Raw genomic sequence first — 12544 nt, forward strand, 5'->3', positions numbered from 1 at the left:
GGCCGGGTGGACGAGAAGCGTGAGCTGCTCGGGTACCTGCGCACCCGCCGGACCGACCTGGTGGCGAAGCTCGACGGCCTCGGGGAGTACGACGCCCGGCGGCCGATGACGCCGACCGGCACGAGCCTGCTCGGGCTGGTCAAGCACGTCGCGTACGTGCAGCTGGGCTACCTGGGTGAGGTGTTCGGGCGGCCGAGTGGCCGGTCCTACCCGTGGGACGACGGGAGTGAGCCCGACGCCGACCTGTGGGCGGCGCCGGACGAGAGCCGGGACGAGATCGTCGAGCTGTACCGGTTCTCGGCCGCGCACGCGGACGCGACGGTCGGGGCGCTCCCGCTGGACGCTGTGGGGGAGGTGCCCTGGTGGCCGCCGGAGCGGCGCCACCCCACCCTGCACACGGTGCTCGTCCACCTGTGCGTCGAGGTCGCCCGGCACGCCGGCCACGCCGACGTCGTTCGCGAGCTCATCGACGGGCGCGCCGGGATGAGCCCCGGCAACCCCAACGTGCCCGAGCGCACCCCCGGGGAGTGGGCGGTGTTCCGCGCCCGCATCGAGGCCGCGGCGCGCCGGGCGGGCGGGTCCGCTTCGACGGGTGCCGCAGCGGGGGATGGGTGAGGATCTCCGGCATGTCTGCCGACGACGTCTCGCCCGTCGACCCGTTCCCCCGCCGGCGCGTCCGGGTCGACCGCCGGGCCGACGGCACGCTGGAGATGGCCCACGTCGACGTCGGCGAGGGTGACCCGATCGTCTTCCTGCACGGCAACCCCACGTCGTCCTACCTGTGGCGCAACGTCATCCCGCACGTGCAGCACCTGGGCCGCTGCCTGGCGCCGGACCTCATCGGCATGGGCGAGTCCGACCGGCTGCCCGACCCGGGCCCGGGCAGCTACTCCTTCGCCACCCACGCCGGCTTCGTCGAGCGGTTCCTCGAGCAGGTCGGCGCCACCGAGCGGGTCACCTTCGTGCTGCACGACTGGGGCTCGGCGCTCGGCTTCGACTGGGCGCACCGCCATCCCGGCGCGGTGCGCGGCATCGCCTTCACCGAGGCGCTGGTCACGCCGCTGACCTGGGCCGACTGGCCGGCGGCCGCGCGCGGCGTGTTCCACCGGATGCGCGGGAACGGCGGGGAGGAGGCGGTGCTGGACAAGAACGTCTTCGTCGAGCGGATCCTGCCGGCGTCGGTGCTGCGCGGCCTGACCCCCGAGGCGCACGACCGCTACCGGCAGCCGTTCGCCGACCCGGCGCACCGCTGGCCGACGCTGGAGTGGCCGCGGCAGCTGCCGATCGAGAACGTGCCCCCGCTGGTGCGCGACGTGGTGTCCCGCTACGGCCAGTCGATGAAGCGCAGCGCCGTCCCGAAGCTGTTCCTCAACGCCGAGCCGGGTTCCATCCTGGTCGGCCGCCAGCGGGCGTTCGTGCGGAAGTGGGCCGCGCTGACCGAGGTGACCGTGCCCGGGTCGCACTTCGTCCCCGAGGACTCACCGCACGAGATCGGCCGGGCGCTGGCCGAGTGGATCCCGACGCTGCGCTAGACCCCCGGGGGCCGCGGACGAGGCTTCGCGCGCCGTTCACCTGATCACGGTCGCGCCGTCGCCCTGCCGGTGGGGACCGCGGCCGACCCTGGGCGGCATGCGCGTCGTCGTGGTCACCGAGTCCTTCCTGCCGCAGGTCAACGGCGTCACCAACAGCGTGCTGCGCGTCTGCGAGCAGCTGCAGGGGCGCGGCGCCGAGGTGCTCGTCGTCGCGCCGGGGCAGGGCCCGACGGAGTACGCCGGGGCCCGCGTGGCCCGGACGCCGTCGGTCCGGCTGCCCGGTTACGCCGGCTTCCGGGTGGGCCGCCCCTGGCCCGGGATGACGACGACGCTGCGAGACTTCCGCCCGGACGTCGTCCACCTGGCCAGCCCGGCCTGGCTGGGCGCGCAGGCGGCCCGGACCGCCCGCCGGCTGGGCGTGCCCGTGGTCGCGGTGCACCAGACCGACCTGGTCCGCTTCACCGCCTCCTACGGCGTCACGACCGGGGTGGACCGGGCGGTGTGGGCCCGGTTGCGCCGCGTCTACGGCTCGGCGGCCTGCACGCTTGCCCCCAGCCGCGCCACGGTGGAGGAGCTGCAGGCGCGCGGCGTGCCGCGGGTGCGCCGGTGGGCCCGCGGCGTGGACACCCGGGCGTTCTCCCCTGCGCACCGCGACCTGGGGCTGCGCCGCCGGCTGGCCCCGCGCGGCGAGCTGCTGGTGGGCTACGTCGGCCGGCTGGCCCGCGAGAAGGAGGTCCACCTGCTCGCCGCCCTGCAGGGGCTGCCCGACGTCCGGCTCGTGGTGGTCGGTGACGGCCCGCAGCGGGCCGCCCTGGAGCAGTTGCTCCCCGGCGCCGCCTTCCCGGGGTTCCTCGGCGGGGCGGAGCTCAGCCGCACGGTGGCCTCCCTCGACGTGTTCGTGCACACCGGGTCGTCGGAGACCTACTGCCAGGCGGCGCAGGAGGCACTGGCCAGCGCCGTCCCGGTGGTCGCCCCGGCCGCCGGCGGCCTGCTCGACGTGGTCGCCGACGGGCACACCGGCCTGCTGTTCGAGCCCGGCTCGGCCGCGGACCTGCGCCGCCGGGTCGAGCAGCTGACCACCGACCCCGACCGGCGCAACCGCATGTCCCGGGCGGCGCGGTGGGCGGTGCGCGGCCGCACCTGGGAGGCCGTCGGCGCCGAGCTGGTCGGCCACTACGCCGACGCCCTCGGTCGGCCGGGCCCCGCCGCCGTGCGGGCAGCCTGATGCGCATCGTGCAGGTGGCCAACTTCGTCACGCCCACCTCCGGCGGGCTGCGGACGGCGCTCGGCCACCTCGCCGCCGGGTACGCGGCGGCCGGCCACGAGGTCGTCCAGGTCGTCCCGGGGGAGCGGGCGGCCGTGGTCGACACGGCGGGGGGACGGCGGGTCGAGCTGCCCGGCCCCGCCGTCCCGGGCACCGGCTACCGGGTGCACGCCTCGCCACGACGCGTCGTCCGGGCGCTGGAGGACCTCACCCCCGACCGACTGGAGGTGCACGACCGGACGACGCTGCGCGGCCTGGGTCGCTGGGCCGGGCGGTCCGGTGTGCCGGCGCTGGTGGTCAGCCACGAGCGGCTCGACCGCTGGCTGCGGCAGTGGCTGCCCTCGCGGCCGGCCGTGCACCGGTGGGGCGACGCGCTGGCCGACCGGTCCAACGCCGCGCTGGCCGCCGCGTTCGGCACGGTCGTCTGCACCACGGCGTGGGCCGCGGAGGAGTTCACCCGCCTCGGCGTCCCGGTGTCCACGGTGCCGCTCGGGGTGGACGCCGGCGCGTTCGTGCCGGACCGGTCCGCCCGGCTCCGGTACGCCGGGGACGGGGCGGTGCTGCTGGCGACGGCCACCCGGCTGTCGCGGGAGAAGCGTCCCCACCTCGCGGTGGCCGCGCTGGCCGAGCTGCGCCGGCGGGGGGTGCCCGCGGAGCTCGTGGTGGCCGGCGACGGTCCCGCGCGCGGCGCGCTGCAGCGCCGGTCGGCCGGCCTGCCGGTGCGCCTCCTCGGGCACGTCCGGGACCGTCCGGCGCTGGCCGGCCTGCTCGGCGCCGCGGACGTCGTGCTCGCGCCCGGGCCGGTGGAGACCTTCGGCCTGGCCGCCCTGGAGGCGCTGGCCTGCGGGACGCCGGTCGTGGTGCACCGCGACTCCGCGCTGCCCTCGGTGGTCGGCGCGGCCGGTGTCGCCGCCGGCGGGACCGCGGCGCAGATGGCCGACGCGGTCGAGTCACTCCTCGCCGAGGGGGAAGCCACCCGCCGCGACCGGGCCCGCCTGCGCGCCGAGCAGTTCCCGTGGGACCGCACCGTCCGCGGGTTCCTCGCCCTGCACGGGGCGGCCGGCCGGGAGGTGGCCGCGTGACGGTGCGCGTGGTGTCCCTGGGGGACAGCACCAGCTGCGGCGAGGGCGTCGGCGTCCGGGTGCCGGCCGAGCGGACCTGGCCGGTGCTGCTGGCCCGCGGCGTCCCGGACGCCGAGCTGACCTGTCTGGCGGTGCCCGGGGCCCGGCTGCGGGAGCTGCGCGCCGGCCAGCTGGCCCCCGCGGTGGCGGCCGCGCCGCACCTGGCCACGCTGCTGGTGGGGCTCAACGACATCGCGCGGGGCGGCTTCTGCGGCCGGTCCTTCGCCCGTGACCTGACCGCGGTCGTGCAGGCGCTGCGCGGCGTGGGCGCCACCGTGCTGCTCGGCCGCCTGCACGACCCGTGCCGGCTGCTGCCGCTGCCGGCACCCGTGCGCTCCGCGGTGCTGCGCCGGGTGGCGGAGGTCAACGGCGCGGTGGACCTCCTCGCTGTCCTCCCCGGGGTGCACGTCCTGGACCTGGCGGCCGTGCCCGGCGTGCAGGAGCGCCGCTCGTGGGACGTCGATCGGGTGCACCCCGCGGCCGAGCTGCACGGGCGGATCGCCCGCACCGCGGCGGAGGTGCTGCAGCGCGCCGGCCTCGGCCTGGCGCTGCCGCCGGTGCCGTCGCTGCCCGCGGGCGGCCCGTCGGTGGTGCGGGAGGTGCTGTGGGCGGCGCGGCACGGAGCACCCTGGCTGGCCGGTCACCTGCGGGGGGTGACGGCGACGGCGCTGGAGCTGGCCCGCACCTGAGCCGGGGCGTCACCTGATCGTGGCGGCCGGTGGCCCCCGCGGCCGCCGCTGTCGAAGATCACCGCCGTGACCTCCCCGGACGTCGTCCTCGAGCTCCGTCCACCGGCCCTCGTCTCCGTCCTGTACTACGCCTCGCTCGCGGTGCTCCCCGTCATGGTGGTGATCGCACTGAGCACCGAGGGCCCGCCGCTGTTCACCGTCGTCTTCGTGGTGTTCGCCCTGGGCATCGGCGCGTACAACACGGCCACGCACCTCAGCCGGGCCCGCGCCTACGCCGACGGCTCGTTGGTGGTGCGCAACCGGCTGTCGACGCGCCGGCTGGACCGTGCCGACATCGACCGGGTGGTCCTGGGGCGACAGGGCGGCTTCGGATCGCTCGCGCAAGTCGAGCTGCTGCTCACCGACGGGTCCACCCTGCCCCTCGTCGGCACCGAGACGCTGCCGCTGCCCGGGCCTCGGCGGCGCCTGGAGGAGCAGGTCGCGGAGCTGCGCCGCTGGGTGGAAGCCCCGGGCCACGCCTGGCCAGGACCACCGCCGTGACCCCAGCGGACGTCGTCCTCGACCTGCGCCCGCCGGGTCCGGCCGTCGTGCTGTACGTGCTCTCGGTGCTGCCGGCCGTCGTCGTGGTGCCGATCGTCCTCGACGACTTCTCGCCGACGGTGGCCGCCGTGGTCCTGCCCCTCTACGTCGGCGTCCTCGCCTTCAACACCGCGACGGTGCTGAGCCGGGCCCGCGCGTACGCCGACGGTTCGCTGGTGGTGCGCAACCGGCTGTCGACGCGCCGGCTGCAGCGCGCCGACGTCGACCGCGTGACGGTGGCTCGCCGGCGCGGTCCCGGGTCGGCGTGGCAGCTGGAGCTGCTGCTCACCGACGGGTCGACCCTGCCCGTGGTCGCCACGCAGACGCCGCAGAGCCGGCCACAGCGGCGGCTGGAGGAGCGGGCAGCGGCGCTGCAGCGTTGGCTGGAGGACGCCGCCCACCGTTGAGGGAGCCTGGTGACCGCGGGCTGAACGCGTCTCCGCGGGAACGTGGGAGGCCCGCGCCCGCCACTGGCTGTCGCGTCTCCGCGGAGACGCCTTCCTTCTTCTGCGCCGCGCTGACCTGAGGTTCTGTCGGTGGCCGGTCGTAGCCTCCGGACACCTGAGCGAAGGAGGCGACGTGTCCGACCCCGGTGGCACGCACCCGTCCGGCAGCCCGCTGCCCGAGCTGGCCGCGGCGATCACCGCCGGCGCGGTCCGGCTGGCCGCAGCGACCGCCGCCTGGCTGCGGCTGGTCGCGGAGTTCGACGACCGCGGCGGCTGGCACGGCGTCGGCATCCGCTCCTGCGCGAGTTGGCTGTCCTGGCAGTGCGGCCTGTCCCTCGGCCCGGCCCGGGAGCACGTCCGGGTGGCCCGCGCGCTGCGGGTCCTGCCGCGCACCGAGGCCGCGTTCGCCGCTGGGCAGCTTTCCTACTCCAAGGTGCGCGCGCTGACCCGCATCGCCGAACCCGACACCGAGGCCGCGCTGCTGGACCTGGCGGTGGAGACCACCGCCGCCCAGCTGGAACGCTTCACCCGCACCTGGCGGCGCACCGACCGGGCCGATCTCGCGGCCACCGACGACTGGGACAGCGAGCGCGAGGGCCCGCTCCCGGAGCCCGAGGAGCGCTTCGAGTCCTGGTGGGACGACGACGGCATGCTCAACGTGCGGTTGCGGATGCGCCCGGAGGACGGCGCGGACTGGTTGGCCGCCGTGGAGTCGGTGGCCGAACGCGACGCTCGCCGCGAACGCGCCCAGAACACCCGCGCCCGTGAGGGGGCCGCCGCCGGTGCCGTCTCCGGTGCTGACTGGCGGGAACGGCAGGAGCTGAGCCGCCGGTGCGCCGAGGACGACGCACCACCCGGGCTGGCCGCCGAACGCGTCACCGCCCGCCGGCTGGCCGCCGTGGCCGCACTGGCCCGCACCGGTGTGCACGTCGACCACCGCCCCGGCGGCCCGCCGCGGCGGGAGGTGGTGCTGCACGTCGACGCCGCGGTACTGGCCGACGACGCCGCCGCCGGCGTCGCCCACCTGGCCGGCGGGCCGGCGCTCACCCCGGCGCAGGCCCGCCGGATCGCCTGCGACGCCACCGCCGTCACCCTGCTGCACACCGGCCGCGAACCGCTGGCCCTGGGCCGCCGGCGGCGCCGCGCCAGCGCCGGCCAGCGCCGGGCGCTGCTGGCCCGTGACGGCGGCTGCGCCCGCCCCGGCTGCCCCGAGACCCGACCCGAACGGTTGCACGCCCACCACCTGCGGCACTGGCTGTTCGGCGGGCGCACCGACCTGGACAACCTCACAAGTTGCTAAGCAGCCCCCTGTGGCCGCATGGTGCGGCGGGCCCCGCGCCTAAACTCCGGAGTCCAGACGCGTCGATAAGCGACTGCGGCACGCACCTAGGGTGACTTTTGCGAATACTTTGGTTGGCTCATTTGCGCGCGGGGTGGCGGCAAACGGTGAGGTGGGCGCGCGAACATGTCGCGTTGATTTTCGTCTCGACGGTGGTGCCATTGGCGGCTTGGGTTGCGGCAATCACAGGCGACAACAATCCCGCCCTATCCATCTTCGCCGGCGTGATCGTCGGGGCCGTGGTCACAGCAGTCGCTACGTGGGTCATAGGACCCGATGTTGAGAGACAGATTAGACGGCAGACAGAGAGAGAGTCGGCTCTCGCGGAGATGTTGCAGATCTTGTATTCCAGTCATAGAAAAAGCCTAGGATTGACGGCGACCGTCCTTTCTCGAAACAGCGAAGCTCTGGGTGCCCTTGAGGAACTCGCCAGCATGGCAGATCGACTCGCGATTGTCTGTCTCAGGACACGAGACAAGGAAATGCTGCAGACATGCTGGGAGTGGCGAAATTTATGCGGGCAGGCGGCAATCACGGTGCGCCACCTCATCGATGAGGAGGGAGAAGGGGTCGCGGACAGCGAGGACGGGATGGTCCCGATCACGCTGATACTGGGAGGCGCCTTCGGCGACATTGAGGACTTGGAGCCGCTGCAGAGGGAGGCGTACGAGCTCTGTGCGGCGGTAACCCCGCGCTGTCGGGCGCTACTTGTGCAAGTCCTTGGAGCCCTTGACATGGATCTGCCACCGTTCCTACTCCCAAACCGACCCCGGTCCTTTTACGACAGCGTGGCTGGACAACGATTTGCTGAACAGATGGCGACACGCCTATTCGAAAGCTATGCGGAGGATCCGCGGGCTTCAGAGATCATCGGTAATGCACTTATAAGTGCCGCTAGCCATGATGAGGTGATCGCCGCCGAGCTCAACCGGTTGGAGTCCACATCACTTAAAGAAACGTCGACCGGTGATCGGCCACGAGCCATCGGAGCCGCAGTGCTTATTTCACTGACGGACAAGACCTCAGGGGAAGGCGCTTACCCGAGGTTGTCTCTGGCAGCTCTCAACTTGTTCCGCGACAGCAACTTGTTCCGCCATAGTCCCGTGGACCCAAGGTAGACCCCGATGGGGATGAGAAGACGGTCACGGCGCGACGGCGGAGCCGTCGCCTTGACTTGAAGAAGCAACATAACTTGCAGTGGGCAGGGGCGGGGTCTGGGCGCTTGTCTCCAGGGTTCGGTGGCAAAGCGACGCAGCGCCCGCAGGCCCCCCGGGGCCGAGGACGAACGGTCGCGCGGCAGCACTGCGCGGGTGGGGGACAGCACGGCGGCGAGGCGGGCACCTCGGCGTGGTGCGCGCGGCGCGCTCACCCCCTCTGCTAAAACATGGGGCAAGCGCAGCAGTCCGGCACGAGACCATCCCAGGGCCGGCCGCGATCTTCTTACTTGGTAGGGGCTCCCCTGGGAGGGGCCGGGCGACGCTAGGCAGGCGACCTACGCCCAATGGCTCTTCCTCGACGACCCGATGCCCAGCTCGGTGCGTGCCGAGAAGTCGGAGCCTCGTTGTCGCTGTCTCAACCTTGAACGCGCACTGGTGACCGCTAGCGGTAGCGGGCTCCGGCGATCCCTGTTGGATCGCGCATCGGAGTTCCTTGTGAGTGCCGCACCACCGCACATCCCCTGCCCGTCGTTGCGTCGCCTGGCTCGCCCGGATGCTGGCTGGTCGCTGTCGCTGTATCCGCAAGCCGGAGAGGGCGGCGGCAGCTTCACCGCCAGCGGTCGGCGGCACTACTCCGGCATCCGCGGGGCAGCCTCCGATCCGGAGCGGGCTCGGGTCGAAGCGGGGCGTCGGGCGCGGAGCAAGCTGCGCCGCTACTGCGCGTCCAATCGGCTCAACCGGCTAGGCACGCTGACCTACCGCGGGCAGGGCTGTCACGACCCGGGCGAGCTGCGGCTGCATGTGGCGTCGTTCTTCAAGGCGCTGCGGGCGTCGCTGGGCGGACGCCCGCTGCCCTACGTGTGGGTGCCGGAGTGGCACAAGACCGACCACGGGATGCACGTGCACTTCGCCGTGGGCCGCTACATCCGCCGTTCGCTGATCGAGGCGGCGTGGGGGCGCGGGTTCGTAAGCATCAAACAGCTGGGCGATCTGCCGGCCGGCGCCACGTCCTGGCATGAGACGCGCGCGGCGGCGGGCTATCTGGCCAAGTACGTGTCTAAGACCTTCGATGAGGACTGGGGCGGACTGCACCGCGATGAGGTCGCCCAGGGCTTCCAACCGCAGCGTCTGCGTCTGGCCGGGGTCAGTGCCAGGGAGCTGCTGGCCCAGGCCGTAGACATCATGGGCTCCCAGCCTGAGCGGTCCTGGTCCTCGGCCGACCAGGACGGCTGGCAGGGCCCTCCGGCGGTGTGGTTCGCATAGGCCAGCTGACTCGCGAGCAGGTGGCCGCCTGGCTGGCCGCGTCTTGCGCCGAACAGGGCGTGCCGTTGGTGGTCACCGATCCGACGGTGCTGGCGAAGGTGGCCGCGCTGCTGACCCCACCCGGTGGCAGGCCCCGCACCCGCGCGGAGCGCGGGAGGGGACTGCCCCGGGCGGGGTCACAACCGCCAAACCGCCTGCACTCGGCTCGGGTCCAGGGATCGCGCACCGGGCCGCCCGGGCGCGATGACGGCGTGGTCGAGCACCGCTGAGACGATCGCCGCCTGCCGGGTCAGGTTCAGCACAGGCCACTGCTGGCGCAGCTCTCCTGCCTGCCCGGGCAGGCCAAGCAGGGCCTCAGTCTGGGTGGAGACGCGCAGCTGCCGTTCCCGATCGCGCATGCGCCGTTCATCGGCTCCCGCGCGGCTCGCCACTCCCGGGCGCTGATCTCACGCTTGCCGAACATCACCGCCAGCTGGTCGAGCTGCTCGGAGTCGGCGGCCAGGCCCTCGCTGAGCTCGGCTGCCTGAGTGTCGCCGGTGAGCAGCTGGCTCAGCTCGGGGCCGTCCAGCCGCTGCAGAACCGCCTCAGTCAGCAGGTGCTCGAGCGGCTCGGCGACCACGGTCAGCCGTCCGCAGCCCCCGTGGTCGGGGCCGGACAGGCACACGTAGCGGCGGCTGTTCTCGCGGGGCGAGGCGAACAGCTTGCCGCCGCAGCGCCCGCAGCGCAGCAGCCCGGACAGCACATAGCGGCGCGGGGTGCGCCGTCCGCTGATGGTCTGCTCGGCCATCCGGGCCAGCACTCTGTCCCGCTCGGCCGGGGTGATGATCGCTCCCACGCGGCCGGGCCGATCACCTCGCCGCGATGCTCGCGCAGCCCGGGGATCCGCCCTGAGCGCAGCAGGCCCCGCAGCGTGGGGCTGCGCCACTCCCCGCCGCCGACGGTGCGGATGCCCTCGGCGTCCAGCCACGTGCACAGCGACCGCAAGCTCTCCCCGGCCACGTACCGAGCGACCAGGGCTCGGATGACCTCAGCCTCGTCTGGCCGCACGGTCACCTTGTCGGGCTCGTAGCCGAACGGGCGCTGCGCGCCGCCGTGTGGCCGGCCCTCGGTGGCCAGCTGGTCGAGCTTGCGGCGCACCCGCCGGCTCTTGGCCGCTGACTCATTCGCCGCCACCGCCGCCATGACCCTCCCGATTAGCAGGCCGTCCCCGGTGCCCAGGTCCATGTCCCCGGCCACGAACCTGACCTGACGCACTCCGGCGGCGTCCACCGTGGCCACGAAGCTCTCCAGCTCCACCGGGCGGCGGGTCAGCCGGTCCACGTGATAGCAGATCACCGCATCCCGCCGCCCGTCCCGCAGGTCGGCCAGCAGCTGCTGGTACGCCGGCGGGCCTTGCTGGAGTAGGCCGACACGTCGTTGTCCATGTACTCCTGCGCCACAGGCCAGCCCAGTTGCTCGGCCAGGCGGCGGCAGTCCTCCACCTGGCGGGCTACGCCCAGGGCCCGGCCCTCGGTGTCGCTGCTGATCCGGGCGTAGACGGCTGCTGCCTTCACGGTTGTCACAGGGGGCAGACGCGCGACGCGTCGATAACCTGGTCCTGCTCTGCGACGTCGACCACGGCTTGGTCCACGACCAGGACCTGACCATCGCCCGCCCCGGCGGACGGCTGGCGGTCACCACCCCCGACGGCCGGCACGTCTGGGGCACCGCCGATGCCGCGTTCACCACCGGTCTGGACGGTGTGGAGGAGCGACCCGTCAGCCGGGGAGGTGTCGGGGACACCACCGACGCCACCACCGAGCCCGCAGCCTCGGGCAGCGCCGACCGCGACACGGACCGACCGACCACCGCCGACTCTTGGACCGGCGTCCATCCCATCGACAGCACGGTCGGCCGGCGCCCCACGCCACGGGCCCGCAACGCCGCCGCCGCCACCGAGCGCGCCGGGGCACACCACCCGAGACGGGTGGCCTGCCGCCGGCCAGGGCGACGACCCGGCGCACGACCGACGGGTCACCCCGCACCGCCTGGCGCCGTGGGTCGCCTGCCCCGACCCGCCGAGCACACCGTTGGCCGGGGACGGGCCGATGTCCAGGGAACCAACGCCACGATCAGCCACACACTGTTCCCGGCCGGCGAACCGGACCTCCCCGACGCCATGCCCGTCAACGGCGAACGGATGGACCTGCGCTACGCCGTCGGAGTCCTCATGGGCCACCGCGACTTCGTCCGCCGCCTCGCCGCCGAGGCCGGGGCTGCCGGAGCGGCGGTCGGCAGCGGACCATGACCCCGTCCGCGGTTCGCCCTGCCCGCCCACGGGCGCCGGCGTCTCCGCGGGAACGGGTGCGGCCGGCACGGGCCTGATCGTGTGACGCAGGGAGGTCAGGTGCCCCCACCTCTCCCGTCGGACCTCACCCGGTGGCCGGGGGTGGAGATGACGGGCGTGCTGGCCGCAGGCGCGCGTTCCACGGTGTTCGCCGCGTACCGCGGCCGCCTCCCGCTGGTGGTGCGCAGGTCGTCTCGCCCTCTGGCGTCCCTCGCCTGGGAGCTCGAGCTGCTCGAGGTCCTGGGCGCGGCGGGACTCCGTGTCCCGGTCCCCGTGCAGACGGAGGACGGCCGGCGGTCGCACGGTGGGGTGGTCGTGCAGACCAGGCTGCGGGGCCACCCGCCGCGAGCGGCCGAGGACTGGCGTCGGGTGGCCGGTGCCGTGGTCGCGGTGCACGAGGTCACCCGCGGCTGGCGGCAGCGCCCGGGCTCGGCCGACCTGCGCGGGTTGCTGCGAGCGGGTCGGGGTGCCGACGTCGACCTCGAGGCCATGCCCCCCGACGTGGCCGCGTTGGTACGCCGTACCTGGCGTCTGGCCCTGACCGACGGCGCAGCGGGGGCCGAGGGCCGCTGCGTGGTGCACGGCGACCTCCACGCGGGCAACCTGCTCATCGACGACGAGGGCGAGGTAGCCGTCCTCGACTGGGACGAGGCGCGCGTCGACGTCCCGGCTCTCGACCTGGCTGCCCTACCCCCGGCTGCCGGCACGGACGTGCCCGGTGTCGTCCGCGACGCCGCCCTCGCGTGGGAGGTGGCCACCTGCTGGACGGTCGAGCCGGAGCACGCCCGCCGCGTGCTGCGCCGGCTCCGCGACGCTGTCGGTTGAGGC

Annotated in this window: 13 protein-coding genes and 1 pseudogene; 12 read left to right on the top strand and 2 right to left on the bottom strand. The window is 74.2% G+C overall.

Annotated elements, in window-relative coordinates:
• The first annotated feature begins 6 nt into the window (after positions 1 to 6).
• The 10 genes from RTG05_RS01215 (at position 7) to RTG05_RS01260 (ending at position 9390) form a co-directional block, all read left to right on the top strand.
• Complete coding sequence (locus RTG05_RS01215; protein WP_166527106.1) at positions 7 to 615, top strand: DinB family protein; 609 nt, start codon at positions 7 to 9, stop codon at positions 613 to 615.
• Between the two features lie 11 nt (positions 616 to 626).
• Positions 627 to 1532: a haloalkane dehalogenase gene (locus RTG05_RS01220; protein ID WP_166527107.1), complete on the top strand. Its 906-nt coding sequence runs from the start codon at positions 627 to 629 to the stop codon at positions 1530 to 1532.
• A 97-nt stretch (positions 1533 to 1629) separates the two neighbouring features.
• Positions 1630 to 2757 (top strand): glycosyltransferase family 4 protein, encoded by a 1128-nt coding sequence (locus RTG05_RS01225; protein ID WP_208104742.1) that lies wholly within the window; start codon positions 1630 to 1632, stop codon positions 2755 to 2757.
• Positions 2757 to 3878 (top strand): glycosyltransferase, encoded by a 1122-nt coding sequence (locus tag RTG05_RS01230; RefSeq protein WP_166527108.1) that lies wholly within the window; start codon positions 2757 to 2759, stop codon positions 3876 to 3878. The genes RTG05_RS01225 and RTG05_RS01230 overlap by 1 nt, the downstream gene beginning before the upstream one ends.
• On the top strand, positions 3875 to 4606 hold the full coding sequence (locus RTG05_RS01235; protein ID WP_166527109.1) for an SGNH/GDSL hydrolase family protein: 732 nt from the start codon (positions 3875 to 3877) through the stop codon (positions 4604 to 4606). Before RTG05_RS01230 ends, RTG05_RS01235 begins: the two co-directional genes overlap by 4 nt.
• A gap of 66 nt (positions 4607 to 4672) precedes the next feature.
• Positions 4673 to 5146, top strand: a complete 474-nt coding sequence (locus RTG05_RS01240) for a hypothetical protein (protein ID WP_166527110.1) — start codon at positions 4673 to 4675, stop codon at positions 5144 to 5146.
• Positions 5143 to 5592: a hypothetical protein gene (locus tag RTG05_RS01245; RefSeq protein WP_166527111.1), complete on the top strand. Its 450-nt coding sequence runs from the start codon at positions 5143 to 5145 to the stop codon at positions 5590 to 5592. Before RTG05_RS01240 ends, RTG05_RS01245 begins: the two co-directional genes overlap by 4 nt.
• Before the next feature lie 172 nt (positions 5593 to 5764).
• A complete protein-coding gene (locus RTG05_RS01250; protein ID WP_166527112.1) occupies positions 5765 to 6931 on the top strand; it encodes an HNH endonuclease signature motif containing protein in 1167 nt (388 codons plus the stop codon).
• Positions 6932 to 7077: 146 nt separating this feature from the next.
• Positions 7078 to 8088: a hypothetical protein gene (locus RTG05_RS01255; RefSeq protein WP_166527113.1), complete on the top strand. Its 1011-nt coding sequence runs from the start codon at positions 7078 to 7080 to the stop codon at positions 8086 to 8088.
• Between the two features lie 534 nt (positions 8089 to 8622).
• Positions 8623 to 9390, top strand: a complete 768-nt coding sequence (locus RTG05_RS01260) for a rolling circle replication-associated protein (protein WP_208104743.1) — start codon at positions 8623 to 8625, stop codon at positions 9388 to 9390.
• Between the two features lie 295 nt (positions 9391 to 9685).
• Here RTG05_RS01260 and RTG05_RS01265 read toward each other — a convergent pair whose 3' ends face one another.
• Entirely contained in the window at positions 9686 to 10225 is a 540-nt protein-coding gene (locus tag RTG05_RS01265; protein WP_315912210.1) for a recombinase zinc ribbon domain-containing protein, read from the bottom strand.
• A 26-nt stretch (positions 10226 to 10251) separates the two neighbouring features.
• Positions 10252 to 10952: pseudogene (locus tag RTG05_RS22275) on the bottom strand (recombinase family protein); the annotation flags it as partial.
• On the opposite strand from RTG05_RS22275, the gene RTG05_RS01275 reads away from it, so the two are divergent.
• Both RTG05_RS01275 and RTG05_RS01280 read left to right on the top strand, forming a co-directional pair.
• Positions 10946 to 11677 carry a hypothetical protein gene (locus tag RTG05_RS01275; protein ID WP_315912212.1) on the top strand — a complete coding sequence of 244 codons (732 nt, stop codon included), beginning with the start codon at positions 10946 to 10948 and terminating at the stop codon, positions 11675 to 11677. The pseudogene RTG05_RS22275 and the gene RTG05_RS01275 overlap by 7 nt on opposite strands.
• A gap of 147 nt (positions 11678 to 11824) precedes the next feature.
• Positions 11825 to 12541, top strand: a complete 717-nt coding sequence (locus RTG05_RS01280; protein WP_315912556.1) for a phosphotransferase enzyme family protein — start codon at positions 11825 to 11827, stop codon at positions 12539 to 12541.
• Positions 12542 to 12544: the final 3 nt, after the last annotated feature.

Origin of the sequence: Geodermatophilus sp. DSM 44513 (genome assembly GCF_032460525.1) — a bacterium.
GTDB lineage: Bacteria > Actinomycetota > Actinomycetes > Mycobacteriales > Geodermatophilaceae > Geodermatophilus.

Excerpts from the sequence above, each read along its gene's own strand:
- RTG05_RS01220 (WP_166527107.1), top strand. The coding sequence starts at position 627 with ATGTCTGCCGACGACGTCTCGCCCGTCGACCCGTTCCCCCGCCGGCGC.
- RTG05_RS01225 (WP_208104742.1), top strand. The coding sequence starts at position 1,630 with ATGCGCGTCGTCGTGGTCACCGAGTCCTTCCTGCCGCAGGTCAACGGC.
- RTG05_RS01230 (WP_166527108.1), top strand. The coding sequence starts at position 2,757 with ATGCGCATCGTGCAGGTGGCCAACTTCGTCACGCCCACCTCCGGCGGG.
- RTG05_RS01280 (WP_315912556.1), top strand. The coding sequence starts at position 11,825 with ATGACGGGCGTGCTGGCCGCAGGCGCGCGTTCCACGGTGTTCGCCGCG.